Origin of the sequence: Sodalis sp. RH20, assembly GCF_047324205.1 — a bacterium.
Taxonomy (GTDB): Bacteria; Pseudomonadota; Gammaproteobacteria; order Enterobacterales; family Enterobacteriaceae; genus Acerihabitans.
Genome location: NZ_CP178733.1, coordinates 271,143 through 285,768, shown reverse-complemented (window position 1 = coordinate 285,768; position 14,626 = coordinate 271,143). Strand labels below are relative to the sequence as shown.

Annotated in this window: 12 protein-coding genes; 4 read left to right on the top strand and 8 right to left on the bottom strand. The window is 59.3% G+C overall.

The window, feature by feature from the left end; genetic code table 11:
• Positions 1 to 2 precede the first annotated feature (2 nt).
• Complete coding sequence (locus tag ACL2XM_RS01365; RefSeq protein ID WP_410013991.1) at positions 3 to 1,439, bottom strand: sensor histidine kinase; 1,437 nt, start codon at positions 1,437 to 1,439, stop codon at positions 3 to 5.
• Between the two features lie 648 nt (positions 1,440 to 2,087).
• Complete coding sequence (gene purL, locus ACL2XM_RS01360) at positions 2,088 to 5,975, bottom strand: phosphoribosylformylglycinamidine synthase (RefSeq protein ID WP_413732161.1); 3,888 nt, start codon at positions 5,973 to 5,975, stop codon at positions 2,088 to 2,090.
• A gap of 223 nt (positions 5,976 to 6,198) precedes the next feature.
• Here purL and mltF point away from each other — a divergent pair, with 223 nt between their 5' ends.
• Positions 6,199 to 7,830 (top strand): membrane-bound lytic murein transglycosylase MltF, encoded by a 1,632-nt coding sequence (gene mltF / locus ACL2XM_RS01355; protein ID WP_413721183.1) that lies wholly within the window; start codon positions 6,199 to 6,201, stop codon positions 7,828 to 7,830.
• On the opposite strand, the gene tadA is transcribed toward mltF, so the two are convergent.
• From tadA to murQ, 3 genes are all read right to left on the bottom strand, one after another.
• The gene (tadA, locus tag ACL2XM_RS01350; protein WP_413721184.1) at positions 7,820 to 8,335 is read right to left on the bottom strand and encodes a tRNA adenosine(34) deaminase TadA; all 516 of its coding nucleotides are present in this window, start codon (positions 8,333 to 8,335) and stop codon (positions 7,820 to 7,822) included. The two genes, mltF and tadA, sit on opposite strands and share 11 nt — an antisense overlap.
• 55 nt (positions 8,336 to 8,390) lie before the next feature.
• On the bottom strand, positions 8,391 to 9,029 hold the full coding sequence (gene yfhb / locus ACL2XM_RS01345; RefSeq protein WP_410013987.1) for a phosphatidylglycerophosphatase C: 639 nt from the start codon (positions 9,027 to 9,029) through the stop codon (positions 8,391 to 8,393).
• Positions 9,030 to 9,221: 192 nt separating this feature from the next.
• Positions 9,222 to 10,163: an N-acetylmuramic acid 6-phosphate etherase gene (gene murQ, locus ACL2XM_RS01340; RefSeq protein WP_410013986.1), complete on the bottom strand. Its 942-nt coding sequence runs from the start codon at positions 10,161 to 10,163 to the stop codon at positions 9,222 to 9,224.
• A 180-nt stretch (positions 10,164 to 10,343) separates the two neighbouring features.
• On the opposite strand from murQ, the gene ACL2XM_RS01335 reads away from it, so the two are divergent.
• Positions 10,344 to 11,192 (top strand): MurR/RpiR family transcriptional regulator, encoded by an 849-nt coding sequence (locus ACL2XM_RS01335; RefSeq protein WP_413721185.1) that lies wholly within the window; start codon positions 10,344 to 10,346, stop codon positions 11,190 to 11,192.
• A 100-nt stretch (positions 11,193 to 11,292) separates the two neighbouring features.
• Here the strand turns inward: ACL2XM_RS01335 and ACL2XM_RS01330 are convergent, their stop codons facing one another.
• A complete protein-coding gene (locus ACL2XM_RS01330; protein WP_410013984.1) occupies positions 11,293 to 11,727 on the bottom strand; it encodes a GtrA family protein in 435 nt (144 codons plus the stop codon).
• Positions 11,728 to 12,332: 605 nt separating this feature from the next.
• Here ACL2XM_RS01330 and ACL2XM_RS01325 point away from each other — a divergent pair.
• On the top strand, positions 12,333 to 12,641 hold the full coding sequence (locus ACL2XM_RS01325; RefSeq protein ID WP_410013983.1) for a hypothetical protein: 309 nt from the start codon (positions 12,333 to 12,335) through the stop codon (positions 12,639 to 12,641).
• A gap of 424 nt (positions 12,642 to 13,065) precedes the next feature.
• Positions 13,066 to 13,326: a YfhL family 4Fe-4S dicluster ferredoxin gene (locus ACL2XM_RS01320; RefSeq protein ID WP_410013982.1), complete on the top strand. Its 261-nt coding sequence runs from the start codon at positions 13,066 to 13,068 to the stop codon at positions 13,324 to 13,326.
• Positions 13,327 to 13,465: 139 nt separating this feature from the next.
• On the opposite strand, the gene acpS is transcribed toward ACL2XM_RS01320, so the two are convergent.
• Both acpS and pdxJ read right to left on the bottom strand, forming a co-directional pair.
• Positions 13,466 to 13,852 (bottom strand): holo-ACP synthase, encoded by a 387-nt coding sequence (gene acpS / locus ACL2XM_RS01315; protein WP_413732159.1) that lies wholly within the window; start codon positions 13,850 to 13,852, stop codon positions 13,466 to 13,468.
• The gene (gene pdxJ, locus ACL2XM_RS01310; protein WP_410013980.1) at positions 13,852 to 14,583 is read right to left on the bottom strand and encodes a pyridoxine 5'-phosphate synthase; all 732 of its coding nucleotides are present in this window, start codon (positions 14,581 to 14,583) and stop codon (positions 13,852 to 13,854) included. The genes acpS and pdxJ overlap by 1 nt, the downstream gene beginning before the upstream one ends.
• Positions 14,584 to 14,626: the final 43 nt, after the last annotated feature.

The window sequence follows — 14,626 nt, the reverse complement described above, 5'->3', positions numbered from 1 at the left end:
TATTATTCATTCTCGGCGGTTAAGGGTAATTCTATCCGAAAGCAGACCCCGGCATACTCCACCGTCACCAGGTTAAGCTCGCCGTTCATCCTGCGGATACAATCACGCGCGATGCTTAATCCCAGGCCGCTGCCTTTAACCGCGCCCTTGCGTTGAACGCGGCCCTGGTAAAACGGCTCGAAAATCATGGTTTGCTCCGCCGGCATGATCGGCTCTCCGCTGTTGGCGATGTCCAGGATAAGGCGACCGGACGAAGTGCGGCTGCGGATCCAAATGTTACCGGATTCCGGGCCATAGTGCACCGCATTGGAGTAGAGATTGTCCAGCACGCGCATTAACAGCACCGGCTGCGCCCTGACGCGTTCGCACTCCAGCGCCACCAGGGTATGGATGTCCTTGGCGCGGGCCGGCAGGCTATGGGCGGTAATAACCCGCTCGATCATGGCGCCGAGAGCGATATCTTCATAGTCCGCCGGACTGTCGGCCAGTTTGCGATTGTAGTCGAGCAGCTGTTCGATCAGTAGTTGCAAGTGACGGCTGCTGCTGTCCAGGATGGCCACCACGTCCTGCTGATCCGGCGTCAGCGGACCGGCCACCTCGTCCGCCAGCAGCGCCGTGCCCTCGCGCAGGCTGGCCAGGGGCGTTTTCAGTTCATGGGAGATATGGCGTAAAAACTCATGGCGCTGGGATTCCAGCCAGGACAATCGTTCGTTAAGCCATAAAATGCGCTGCGCCAGCGACTGGATTTCACGCGGGCCGGTAAAAGAGACCCAATCGTCCAGGGGCCGTCCCTGCCCAAGCCGGTTAATCATTTTTTCGACCCTTTTCACCGGACCGATAATCATGCGGGTAAAGAGGATCACCAGCACCAGGCTAAACATAAACAGCAGCAGCGCCTGCCAGCCGAAAAAACGGCCGCGCTCGGCGATGGCCCGCTGCAATTGCTGGCCGCGGGTAAAAATATCATTGCGCGTGGCCTGCACCATATCATTGTTGGCATGGGAAAAATCCCTCAGCAAGGCGGACGCCTGCGCATTCGGTCCGCTGTTTTCGCATTGAATGGCGGCGAGCTGGTCCAGCAGTTGGGTAAGCCGCTGATAATAGCGTTGATCGGGCAGCATGCCGGCGCGGACGTTGAGGATTTGGGTATATTGCCGTCGCTGGTTTTGGTAAAGGGTGACCAGGGTTTCATCGTCGAGCACGCAATACTGGCGATAGCTGCGCTCCATCTCCAGCGCCACGCTGCCCATGGACTCGATGCGCCGGGCGTCCGACAGCGTGGTACGGTTGATATCCGCCGCCTGCTCGCTAAGATTATCCAGGCTTTGCCAGGCCTGGTAAGCCAGTAACAGCAGGGGCAGCAGCACCAGCGTAAAGGCCAGGATCACCAGTTGCCGCAGAGATCGGGGAAAGGGACGCCACGTCTTCAAAAAAATCATCCTGTGATTGCCGACAAAGTCTTTGCCGATGCTATCCGGTTCGGTGGCTTGAAGAAAGCATAAAAAAAGCACTTGGCCCGCGGGCAAGTGCTTTTTTATCGGAATAGGGGGTGCCTCACTCAACGTGTCGTCCTGTGGGTGATAAAGCCGTAAGGCAATTATCGGTATGTTGGACGATAGGCACCGTTCTTTGGCGTCATTCGGTAGTTATGAAGCAAAAGCCGTTGGTTAAGCGTAAACGGCGCTGTCATATCGGGGTGAATGAGCAACTGGGCTATAGTATGCAGCATTCATGCCATAAATAAAATAATTTTATAATACGTTGAAAATAAATAACATTTTCTGGTATCGACCCCTATACCGCATTGTACTGCCCGGGCCGGCGCCACCGTTTGTCTCCCGAAAGAGACATAAATCGCAGTAAAATAAAATATCATTAAAAAACAATTAATTAAGTGTCTCCAAAAAGAGACAGAATTATCTTAAGAAATGAATTAAAGCGACACTTTGCTTTCGGCTGCCCCACCGGCGGAGTACGTGAAAAAAAAGCGCCGGCAACGAGCCGACAGCCGCTGATTAGCCTCTGACGGGACGGCGCCACGGCACGCACAGGATGCCGCCGCGCGCGCCGTGAGCGCCACGGCCGGCTTAGCCCAGCTGTTTGCGCGCGTTGCGGAACATGCGCATCCAGGGACCGTCTTCGCCCCACTCGCCGGGATGCCAGGAATTGCTCACCGTCCTGAATACCCGCTCAGGATGCGGCATGGTCAGAGTGACCCGCCCGTTGGCGCTGGTCACGGCGGTGATGCCGTTCGGGGACCCGTTCGGATTGGCCGGATAGGTTTCGGTAACCTTGCCGGTGTTATCCACGAACCGCAGCGCCACCAGGCCCGCATGTTCCAGCGCCGCCAGATGCGCGGCATCGCGCACCTCCACCAGCCCTTCGCCGTGGGATACGGCGATGGGCAGGCGGGAACCGACCATGCCCTGCAACAATAACGAGGGGCTTTGCGTCACCTCCACCAGGCTGAAGCGGGCTTCAAAGCGTTCCGACTTGTTGCGCACGAAGCGCGGCCACAGTTCGGCCCCCGGGATAAGCTCGCGCAGGTTGGACATCATCTGGCAACCGTTGCACACCCCCAGCGCCAGGGTTTGCGGACGGTTGAAAAACGCCTCGAACTCGTCGCGCACGCGCGGATTGAACAGGATGGATTTGGCCCAGCCCTCCCCCGCGCCCAGCACATCGCCGTAGGAGAAGCCGCCGCAGGCCACCAGCGCCTGGAACTCCTGCAAATCACGGCGCCCGGACAGCAGGTCGCTCATATGCACGTCGATGGCGTCAAAGCCGGCGCGATGGAACGCCGCGCCCATCTCCACATGGGAATTCACCCCCTGCTCGCGCAGGATAGCCACCCGGGGCTTCGCCTGCCTGGCGATATAAGGCGCGGCGATATCCTCGGCCGGGTCAAAGCTCAGCGCGACATTCAGGCCCGGATCGCTATCATCCTGCTTGGCGGCGTGCTCCTCGTCGGCGCAGTCGGGGTTATCACGCAGACGCTGCATCTGCCAGGTGGTTTCCGCCCACCAGGTGCGCAGCAGGGTGCGGCTTTCGCTATAGACCGCGCGGTCGGCGCGGCGGATAACCACCCGGTCGCCCGCTTCGGCCCGGCCGAGATAACGCAGGCAATCCGCCAGGCCATGGTCGGCGAACAGTTGTTCGACGCGATCCCGATCGCCGGCGGCGATCTGGATCACCGCGCCAAGCTCTTCATTAAATAACGCCGCCAGCGTATCCTCGCCAAGGGCCGCGATATCGATATCCAGGCCGCAATGGCCGGCAAAGGCCATTTCCAATAGCGTCACCAGCAGGCCGCCGTCGGAACGGTCGTGGTACGCCAGCAGAACGCGGTCCGCCACCAGTTGCTGCAGCGCGCGATAAAAGCCGCCCAACTGCGCCACGTCGCGCACGTCCGCCGTATCGTCGCCCAGTTGGCGATAGACCTGCGCCAGGGCGGTGGCGCCCAGCGCCTGATGCCCGGCGCCCAGATCGATAAGCAACAGGGCGTTATCCTGCCCGGCGCGCAGCTGCGGGGTTACCGTGCCGCGCACGTCTTCCACCCGGGCGAAGGCGGTAATCACCAGCGACATGGGCGACGTCATTTCACGCTGCTCAGCACCCTGCGGCCAGCGGGTTTTCATCGACATCGAATCCTTGCCCACCGGAATGGTCAGGCCCAGCGCCGGGCAAAGCTCCTCGCCCACCGCCCTGACCGCGTCATACAGGCCGGCATCCTCGCCGGGATGGCCGGCGGCGGCCATCCAGTTGGCGGAAAGCTTGATGCGTTTAATATCGCCAATCTGGGTCGCCGCCAGATTGGTAAGCGCTTCGCCCACCGCCAGCCGAGCCGAGGCGGCAAAATTCAGCAGCGCCACCGGCGCGCGTTCGCCAATGGCCATCGCTTCGCCGTAATAGCTGTCCAGGCTGGCGGTGGTGACCGCGCAGTCCGCCACCGGCACTTGCCACGGCCCGACCATTTGATCGCGCGCCACCATGCCGGTGACCGTGCGATCGCCGATGGTAATCAGGAAGGTTTTTTCCGCCACCACCGGCAGATGCAGCACCCGTTTTACCGCCTCGGCCATCTCGATGCCGCCGCGGTTAAGCGGCGTGCCCGCCACTGGCAGCCGGACAACGTCGCGCGTCATTTTCGGGGTTTTGCCGAGCAGCACGTCCAGCGGCAGATCGATGGGACGGTTGTTGAAATGGCTGTCGTCCAGGCTGAGATGCAGTTCTTCCGTCGCCTCACCAATCACCGCGAAGGGCGCGCGCTCGCGGCGGCAGATGGCCTCGAAGGCCGCCAGCTGTTCAGGCGCCACCGCCATCACATAACGTTCCTGCGATTCATTGCACCAGACTTCCAGCGGGCTCATGCCGGGCTCGTCGTTGGGAATATCCCGCAGTTGGAAACGCCCGCCGCGATTGCCGTCGCTGACCAGCTCCGGCATGGCGTTGGACAGCCCGCCGGCGCCGACGTCATGGATAAACAAAATAGGATTGTCGTCGCCCATCTGCCAGCAGCGGTCGATCACCTCCTGGCAGCGGCGCTCCATTTCCGGGTTGTCGCGCTGCACCGAGGCGAAGTCGAGATCGGCGTCCGACTGGCCGGACGCCATCGAGGACGCCGCGCCGCCGCCGAGACCGATATTCATCGCCGGGCCGCCCAGCACGATAAGCTTGGCGCCGGGGGTGATCTCTCCTTTCTGCACATGGCCGTCGCGAATATTGCCGAGGCCGCCCGCCAGCATAATGGGCTTATGGTAGCCGCGCAGCTCAACGCCGTTATGGCTGTTGACCCGCTCCTCATAAGTGCGGAAATACCCGGTCAGCGCGGGACGGCCGAACTCATTGTTAAACGCCGCGCCGCCCAGCGGACCGTCGGTCATGATATCCAGCGCGCTGACAATGCGATCCGGCTTGCCGAAATCCTCTTCCCACGGCTGGCCGAAACCGGGAATGCGCAGGTTGGAGACGGAAAAGCCCACCAGGCCGGCCTTGGGCTTGGACCCGCGGCCGGTGGCGCCCTCATCGCGTATCTCGCCGCCGGAGCCGGTAGCGGCGCCGGGCCAGGGTGAAATAGCCGTGGGATGATTATGGGTTTCCACCTTCATCAGGATATGCGCCGCTTCCTGGTGATAATCGTAACGGGCGCTGCCGGGTGCGGCGAAGAAACGTCCCACCGCCGGTCCCTCCATGACCGCGGCGTTGTCCTTATAGGCGGACAGGACAAACTCCGGCGTCTGTTCAAAGGTATTCTTGATCATTTTAAACAGCGACTTCGGCTGTTCCTGGCCGTCGATAATCCAGTCGGCGTTGAAGATTTTATGGCGACAATGTTCGGAATTGGCCTGGGCGAACATATACAGCTCAACGTCGGTGGGATCGCGGCCCAAGCGGGTGAACGCCTCGAGCAGGTAGTCGATTTCATCCGGCGCCAGCGCCAGCCCCAGCGTCTGGTTGGCCTGCTCCAGGGCGTCGCGGCCGTCCGCGAGCATAGCCACGGTGCGCACCGGCGCGGGCTCGTGGTGGGCAAACAGCGCCTGGGCCTGCTCCAGCTCGCTGAAGACGGTTTCCATCATCCGGTCATGCAGCAACGTCCCCAGTTGCCGCCACTGGTCCCCGGTCATCGACGCGCCCTGGAAATAAAACGCCAGCCCGCGTTCCAGGCGCTTGACCTGCGCCAGCCCGCAGTTATGGGCGATATCGGTGGCCTTCGACGACCAGGGGGATAATGTGCCGGGACGCGGCGTAACCAGCAGCAGCCGGCCCTGGGGCGCATGTTCGGCGAGAGAGGGGCCATACTTCAGCAGCCGTTGCAGCCGGGCAAGCTCGTCGGCGGAAAGCGGCGCGCTCAGGTCGGCAAAGTGGACATATTCAGCATAGACATCGCTGACCGGAAGCCGGGCATCCTGGCAGCGGGACAATAGCTTGTTGATACGAAATGCCGACAGAGCGGGCGAACCACGCAGTATTTCCATAATAAAAGATCTCTCGTCTTTGAACCGGCGACCAAAGGTGCTCGGGTACGGCTTGCCATGGGGCGCATCTTTAGCGCAGCTTCAGGGGGGAAACGCGCGCCATTATAGAGAATCCCGGCGGCGGACGAAACCGTTTGCGCGGTTATTGTTGCGATTCTTCTTGTTAAAACGTCCCCGCGGCGGGAATGCAATAAATTTGCACCTTGGCGTTTTGTTAAGCAAAATGCTCCGACCCCAGGGAAAAAAAGATAATAACACCGCGATCACAGACCGCGATAAAATCGCCCCGGCGAGAGATAACTATTTGAAGCGTTTTAAATTAAATTATGTCGTGACCGGCGTTATCGCCGTCTTGCTGACCTGGGCGTTGTGGTTAAACGTCCCCTGGCACAGCATGCAGGACGATAAACTCAGCCAGATAAAAGCCAGGGGAACGCTGCGCGTCAGCACCATCGACGCTCCGCTGAGCTTTTATACCGCCAACAACCAGCAAACCGGTTTCGATTACGAACTGGCGAAGCGTTTCGCCGATTATCTGGGGGTCAGGCTGGTCATCCGCCAGCGCCATACCCTCAATGAACTGTTCGACGATCTGGACAACGACGATGCCGATCTGCTCGCCGCCGGATTGCTCTACAATAACGACCGCCTGCAGCGTTTTACTACCGGCCCCGCCTATTATTACGTTTCCCAGCAACTGGTGTACCGCCTGGGCCAGCCGCGGCCGAAAAACCTCGGCGCCCTGCAGGGCCGGCTGGCCGTCTCCTCCGGGTCGGCGCATATCTCGCTGCTGCGCGGCCTGAAGGAAACAAAATATCCGCAATTGCAATGGGAGGTATCCTCCGATCTCAGCAGCAAGGCGCTGCTGGAGCAGGTGGCCGAAGGCAAGCTCGACTATACGCTGGTGGATTCGGCGACCGTCGGCCTGCTGCAACGGGTGCATCCGCAGTTGGCCGTGGCCTTCGACGTCAGCGACGAGGAGCCGGTCACCTGGTATCTGCCGCGGCGCAATAGCGACAACCTTTCCGCCGCCCTGCTGGATTTTTTCAGCGGCCAGGAAGCGGACGGCACCATGGCGCGGCTGGAGGAAAAATATCTCGGCCACGTGGGCAGTTTTGATTACGTGGACACCAAGACCTTTTTGACCTCCATCGACGCCACGCTGCCGACGCTGCAAGGGCTGTTCCAGCAATATGCCAAGGAAATCGACTGGAAACTGCTGGCGGCCATCTCCTATCAGGAATCCCATTGGAATCCCCAGGCCGTCTCCCCCACCGGCGTGCGCGGCCTGATGATGTTGACCCGCGCCACCGCCGATAGCCTGGGCATTACCGATCGGCTGGACATTGAACAAAGCATCCGGGGCGGGGCGCTGTATCTGGAACGCATGATGCAAAAAGTGCCCGATACCATTCCCGAGGATGAAAAAATCTGGTTTGCGCTGACCGCCTATAATATGGGTTATGCGCATATGCTGGACGCGCGCGCCCTGACGGCAAAGCAGCAGGGCAATCCCGACAGCTGGGTGGACGTCAAGCTGCGCCTGCCGATGCTCAGCCAGCCGCGCTACTATCAGCAAACCACTTACGGCTATGCGCGCGGCCAGCAAGCCTACAATTACGTGGAAAATATCCGGCGCTATGAAATGAGCCTGAACGGCTACCTGGAAGAGAAAGAGAAAAAGGCGGCGCAGCTGGCGGCGACCGAGGCTGAACCGCTAGCCCCGTCCCCGGCCGCGACGCCCGGCCCGGCGCCGGCGAAAATCCCGCCGCAGATCACCGGACTGTTCCCGCCCAATGCGACCGGCGCCGTGGCCGCGCCGCCCTGGATCCGGCCCGGCGGCGTTATTCCGTAATCGTCGGGTCCTGGGACTTCAGCGCCAGGCGGCGCGCTTTATGCGCCTCGCGGCGGGCACGGAAAAACGCGCTCAGCTGGGCGGAGCACGCCCCGGCCAGTACGCCCTCGGTAATAGCCACGCAATGATTAATGCCCGGCTGGCGCAGCACATCGCACAACGAACCCGCCGCGCCGGTTTTCTCATCCCTGGCGCCGAAGACCAGCCGGCCGACGCGCGCATGGATAATCGCGCCGGCGCACATTACGCAGGGTTCAAGCGTGACGTATAGCGTGGTATTCACCAACCGGTAGTTGCCAAGCACCGCCCCGCCCTGGCGCAGCGCCATGATTTCCGCATGGGCGGTGGGATCGTGACGCCCGATGGAACGATTCCAGCCTTCGCCGATGACCCGGCCGTCCAGCACCAGCACCGCGCCCACCGGCACCTCGCCCTCGCCTTCGGCCCGGCCGGCCAGGGAGAGGGCATGGCGCATCCAGATTTCGTCGCCCTGTTCGCCGTGCATATCTGTTCTCCCGGATGATTCGCAGCCGGTGATTATACAGGGATAAAGGGATTTTTTAATCCAGTTGTTTTAACTCGCCCTCGCGGGTGACGCGCCAGCGATGTTCGCAAAAATAGAGCAGCGGGCTGTCGTGCTGGCTATCGCTATAGCCGCTGAACAGCTTAAGCGGCGTGCCCAGTTCGCGCTCGAGCTGGGCCACTTTTTCATGCCCCAGGCAGCGCAGGGTCAATACCCAGCCGCCGTGCCGGCGGGTCATCCTGCTGCCGATAAGCTTAACCCGCGGCAAAAACAGCGCGTCGGCGTACACTCCTTGCACCAAGGGTTCCGGCGAGCCGGTGATCAGCCACACCTGCGCATCCTGGCTGGCCAAATAGTCGTTCAGGCGCTGCAGCACGATGGGAAAGCCGGTGACCCGCTGGCGGAACCAGACGACAAAACGTTGCTGCAACTTGATAAGCCGGGCTTCGCTGTGGCCGAAGGTAATTGCCCATAACAACAGGCTCATCGGCCAACGCGCCGAGCGCCCCTTCACCAATAGCCCGATGCCGACGACCGGCAATACCGGCAGGACCAGGATGGCGTTCAGCGGCAGGTGGCGCAGCAGATAACGCAGAAAACAACCGAACATATCCTGTTGATGCAGCGTGCCGTCCAAATCGAAAAAAACTATGCGCGAGGCTGCTGTGCGACTCAAAACAACTCCTCCGGTTAAAATATCTTATGATCCCGGGCGTCCGTCCCCGTCGCCAGGGTAACGATCATGCCGGCCCACGGAAAACATGTCCGGCGCCGGAAGGGGAAAAATACGCGCATGCGCATACGGTTGTTATCAGTGTAGACAGTACTGGTGGATGTAGCCTATTTACCGCGCCCTGAAAACGGTGTTTTATTTCCCGGCATCAAGGGCATGGCGCAAATAGCCCCGGTGCTCCGACAGCAGGCGCGCCGCCTCGTCGGCGTCAGCGCCGGTGAGGATCATCAAAATCGCCGGTTTCACCGCATAGCCGGTCAACGCGAGGATTTCACCGGCCCGCGCCGTATCGCAGCCGGTCGCCTCGGCCACAATACGGCAGGCGCGATCCGCCAGTTTAATGTTGGTGGCCTTCACATCCACCATCAGATTTTGATAGACCTTACCGAGTTTCACCATGGCGCCGGTGGAAATCATATTCAGCACGAGCTTTTGCGCGGTGCCGGACTTCATCCGGGTGGAGCCGGTCAGCACCTCGGGGCCCACCACGGGCGAAATGGCGATACGCGCCTCACGGGCCAGCGGCGAACCGGGATTGCAGGAAATGGCCGCCGTGGGACACCCCAGCCCCGCAGCATAGCGCAAACCGCCGATCGCGTACGGGGTACGGCCCGATGCCGCCAGCCCGACCACCATATCCACGGCGCGCAGTCCGATGGCCTGCAAATCATCCCGGGCCAGGGTCAGGCTATCCTCGGCCCCCTCCACCGCTTTCAGCAAGGCGCCCGGCCCGCCGGCGATCAGCCCCACCACCATGCCTTCGGGCACGCCGAAGGTGGGCGGACATTCAGCCGCGTCCAGCACGCCCAGCCGGCCGCTGGTGCCGGCGCCCAGATAGATCAGGCGACCGCCGGCGGCAAGCGCCGCCGCCGCCAGATCCACCGCCCCGGCGATGGCGGGTAATTCGCGGCCGATGGCCTCCGGCACCAGGCGATCCTGTTGATTAAACAACGTCACCATCTGCAGGGTGGAGAGCATATCCAGGTTCATCGAGGCCGGATTACGGGTCTCCGATACCAACGCGCCCAGGGTTGCCACATCATTGTTCATCTCGTCACCATTGAATTTTTTATTCATTTAATTGAATCTATTATTGAATATTAAATTCCGGCAGGCGAGAAAATTCTGTACTCTGTCGTCTCCGGAGCGGAATGGCCATGGCAGGGTTCGACATGCATGTTCACCCTGGGCGCTTTATTTATAATCCCTTGTTAATGGGCCGTTGTTTTATGAGTTTTTCGTTATGAGTCTTTTGTTATGAGCAGTGTGCTTCGTATTCGTCAGCTATATCGCTCGCTATCGCTCAACGACCGCAAGCTGGCCAATTATCTTTTAACGCAAACCGACCAGGCAAGGCATCTCAGCTCGCAAAAAGTCGCCGAACAGGCAGGCGTCAGCCAGTCAAGCGTGGTGAAGTTCGCGCAAAAGCTGGGTTACAAAGGCTTTACGGCGTTAAAACTGGCGCTCAGCGAAACCTTGGCCGGCGCCTATGAGCTGCCGTCCATCAGGGTGCATAACCATATCTTAAGCGACGATCCGCTGAAAGCGGTGGGCGAAAAGCTGCTGACGGAAAAAGTGGCCGCGCTGCGGGCGACGCTTGATATCAATAGCGAGGAAAAACTCCGCCAGGCGGCGGCCATGTTGCAGGAGGCCCGCCGGGTGATTATCGTCGGCATCGGCGCATCCGGCCTGGTGGCCAAGGATTTCTCCTATAAGCTGATGAAAATCGGCATGTCGGCGGTGGCGGAAACCGACATGCACGTACTGTTGGCCACCATCCAGGCGGTCAGCCCCCATGACCTGCTGCTGGCCATCTCCTTTAGCGGCGCGCGCCGCGAGATTAACCTGGCGGCGCAGGAGGCGCACCGGGTAGGGGCGCGGGTGATGGCAATCACTCACTTCTCGCCTAATGCGCTGCAACAGCACGCCGATATCGCCCTCTACACGGTGGCGGAAGAACAGGCGCAGCGCAGCGGCGCCATTTCCTCCACCATCGCTCAGCAATCGCTGACCGATCTGCTGTTTATGGCGCTGGTGCAGCGCGACCTGGAAAATGCGCCGCAGCGCATCCGCCATAGCGAAGAACTGCTCAAAAAATTAGTATAATCCCCATCCTGACGAGAGATGCGCCGGCGCGGCCCCGGCCGCATCCCCAGCCGGTTTCAGCATTCAATGCGCCCGTGCCAAAGGCGTAGCCCCGTCGCGGTCAGCGCGGGTTCGGCTTGCCGTCAGGGGACGCCGGCAGGCGGGTTTTCTGATTAAAGATAAAAAACCGGGCGGTGGAATAGTTAAATACCATCCCGGTCAGGCTACCCGCCGCCACCCCCAAAATCGGGTACTGCTGTACCAAGGCATAACAGGACACCAGAAACCAATAGGTCAGGTAATTGACCGCCCCGCCGCTAAGCATACATATACCGTACCTGATGGCCTCGGACAGAGCCGAGCGACCGCTGCGGCTTTGGCGAAAGGTAATCATTTTATTCAGGATCCACGTGGTCAGCACCGCGCAGACAAAAGACACCCCGCGTCCGGCATACAGGCCTAACGCATCCTTTAATAGATACAGCACTCCCGAGTCGACGATAAAACCGACACCACCAATCATACCGAAGAAGAACAGTTCTTTAATTTTTTGCATATTTTCCACTCAACGTGTGCTGCTGCCCATAAGGCATCAGGGCCGGCCATGTTGATTTTTTGTCTGGGCGCCGCGAAGCGCAGGAGCATTGCCGATACTGTATCTCAAATTCATGCCAGCGGCCTCCTTTCCTGAGCGTAAAACCGTTTTGCCAAAAGCCGCGTCAGTAAATGATAACCACGTTTGGCCCGTGAGATAAAGCACCGCCGGAAGTGTGCAAACCCCGGGCGCCGCCGCCAGGCGGATAATGCTGATGTAAACGTCAAGCGCACCGCCAGAGGTCATAATAAGAAAGGGAGTTAATGCAAGGGGACATTGATAAAAATCGTCGCAATATTGATTATAAAAACGTCACTTTATCCTGATAAGCGTTATAGGACATTCATTTCACATCATTATTTTACTTATAAAATTTCATATGCATTTAAATTTCACTCACTTTTCATCCCCTCTTTATTGAATATCACTGGGCTCACATGCAAACTGACGCCGTTATATTTTTTAACAGAAAAGCATCAAAGTTTAAAAAATAAAATAACCATTTTGCGACCAGGAACCCTTTCCAGGGTTTCGGGTAGAACAAACATACCCAGGAATAAATAACAATGAATAAATCTATTTTTTTAATACCCTTGTCTTTTTTAATCCTTATGTCTTCAGGATGCAGCTATTTAAGCGGGACGCCGGGAGAACAGCCTTCCAACGTTTCACCAAAAATCGTCACGGCCGCCGGTCAAAAACAATTTTGGAACGATCCGGGATTATTCGGAGCCGTACCAAAGAACCAGCAGCAGGAAGGTGATAACGCCTGTGCCCGCGATGGCAACGGTAAAGCCATCGGCTACCACCCGCACCCGAAGAAATACGATGGCACCTATTTCCCAGGCGGCGGCTATTTATGCCGGATGATATAAAAAAGGCCGCCTGTGCGTGAAAACGGCAGGTATGCTATTAAAAATCTATTGTAGCGTTAAGCAAAGTACCTTGAAGCCATGGCCGGATAATGAGATGCGGGGGGGTGCTCTTTTCGTCCTTGGGCCACAGGTACTTATTCAGCGCGGGGGCAAAAATGATTTTTAGCCGCCGCAACACCGGCTTCACCGCGCGCCTGCGTCAGGCGGTTTACCGCCGTGCCTGAACGCGGTTGCGGCTAAAAATCCCGTATTATTGGCCTTTAACGTACTTTGTGGTACTGTGCCCGTCATTAAAAATCCTTTGCTGCTTTGGTTTTTTAATGTGATTTGAACTGTATTAATACACATGCTTTTCACAATGGCGTGCTGATAAGCAACCCGTCCTCTTGATGATTTATAATAAGATATTACCTAAGTTATTGATATGGCTTTATTCATTACCAAGAAGTGCATTAATTGCGATATGTGCGAGCCGGAATGCCCGAACCAGGCCATTACCATGGGCGCGCAGATATACGAGATCGACCCCAACCGCTGCACCGAGTGCGTCGGCCATTACGACACGCCCACCTGTCAGAAAGTGTGCCCGATCGATAATACCATCCTGCCGGATCCCGCGCGTAGCGAGAGCAGCGAACAGCTATGGGAAAAATTTGTCGTCATGTACCACGGCGATCGACTCTGACGGCCACGCGCCGGACCTTCTCTGCCAGCCAGATAAAGCGCCATCCCCTACACCTCGTCATTGCCGCCCTCGCGTCGATAATCGCCCTGATGCCGGCCTGGGTTATCCCCTGCCGTGCCGGTTCCCTATCGCCCTGATTTCAGCCCTGGCCCTCGATAATCACCGTCGCGCAGGCGTAGCGCCGTTCGTCGGCAAGCGTAACGTGGACGCTGGTGACCCCGAGGCTAATCGCCAGCGCGGCGGCCTGTAAATAGAGTTTGAGGCCGGGTTTACCCAGTACATCATTGACCACCTCAAATTGCGCAAACGCCAGCCCGTTGCGGATGCCGGTGCCGAAAGCCTTGGCCGCCGCCTCTTTTACCGCAAAACGTTTCGCCAGGAAGCGTATCGGCTGCCGATGGGCCTGGTACTGCGCCCACTCCGCGTCGCTGAGAATGCGGCGCGCGAAGCGGTCGCCGCTGCGCCCCACCACGGCTTCGATCCGCTCAATCTCAACGATATCGGTGCCGATGCCGAGGATAGCCATCAGGCGCGCGCCGCGAGCATCAGCCGTTTCATTTCCGCCACCGCGCCGGCCAGGCCGCTCATGACCGCGCGGCCGATAATGGCATGGCCGATATTAAGCTCATGCATCTGCGGCAGCGCCGCGATCGGCTGGACATTGTGATAGGTCAGGCCATGGCCGGCATTGACTTTTAAGCCCAGGCCGGCGGCATAGACCGCGGCCTGCCGGATACGTTCGTATTCAACCTGGCGCGCGTGGTCATTCGCGGCGTCGGCATAGGCGCCGGTATGGATTTCAATATATGGAGCGCCCACGGCGGCGGCGGCGGCGATTTGTCCCTCGTCGGCGTCGATAAATAATGAAACCTGGATGCCGGCCGCCGCAAGGCGCGCCACGGCATCGGCCATTTTCGCCCGCTGTCCGGCCACGTCCAGCCCGCCTTCGGTGGTGACTTCCTGGCGTTTTTCCGGCACCAGGCAGCAGAAGTCGGGACGCGTGGCGCAGGCGATGGCGACCATCTCGTCCGTTACCGCCATTTCCAGGTTCATGCGGGTATGCAGCGTTTCACGCAACAGGCGCACGTCACGATCGGTGATATGGCGGCGATCTTCGCGCAAATGCACGGTGATGCCGTCGGCCCCGGCCTGCTCGGCGATAAACGCCGCCTGCACCGGATCGGGATAAGCCGTGCCGCGCGCGTTGCGCAGGGTGGCGATATGATCGATATTGACGCCTAACAACAGTGCTGACATACCATCCTCGGTTACTGTGACGCGTGGATCCAAAGATCCCAGT

What these genes read in the sequence shown, in the direction of transcription:
- ACL2XM_RS01330 (WP_410013984.1), bottom strand. Translation starts at nt 11,727, where the DNA reads ATGCAAAAAATTAAAGAACTGTTCTTCTTCGGTATGATTGGTGGTGTC.
- pdxJ (WP_410013980.1), bottom strand. Translation starts at nt 14,583, where the DNA reads ATGTCAGCACTGTTGTTAGGCGTCAATATCGATCATATCGCCACCCTG.
- ACL2XM_RS01365 (WP_410013991.1), bottom strand. Translation starts at nt 1,439, where the DNA reads ATGATTTTTTTGAAGACGTGGCGTCCCTTTCCCCGATCTCTGCGGCAA.
- tadA (WP_413721184.1), bottom strand. Translation starts at nt 8,335, where the DNA reads ATGCACGGCGAACAGGGCGACGAAATCTGGATGCGCCATGCCCTCTCC.
- ACL2XM_RS01335 (WP_413721185.1), top strand. Translation starts at nt 10,344, where the DNA reads ATGAGCAGTGTGCTTCGTATTCGTCAGCTATATCGCTCGCTATCGCTC.
- ACL2XM_RS01325 (WP_410013983.1), top strand. Translation starts at nt 12,333, where the DNA reads ATGAATAAATCTATTTTTTTAATACCCTTGTCTTTTTTAATCCTTATG.
- acpS (WP_413732159.1), bottom strand. Translation starts at nt 13,852, where the DNA reads ATGGCTATCCTCGGCATCGGCACCGATATCGTTGAGATTGAGCGGATC.
- ACL2XM_RS01320 (WP_410013982.1), top strand. Translation starts at nt 13,066, where the DNA reads ATGGCTTTATTCATTACCAAGAAGTGCATTAATTGCGATATGTGCGAG.
- murQ (WP_410013986.1), bottom strand. Translation starts at nt 10,163, where the DNA reads ATGAATAAAAAATTCAATGGTGACGAGATGAACAATGATGTGGCAACC.
- purL (WP_413732161.1), bottom strand. Translation starts at nt 5,975, where the DNA reads ATGGAAATACTGCGTGGTTCGCCCGCTCTGTCGGCATTTCGTATCAAC.
- mltF (WP_413721183.1), top strand. Translation starts at nt 6,199, where the DNA reads ATGCTCCGACCCCAGGGAAAAAAAGATAATAACACCGCGATCACAGAC.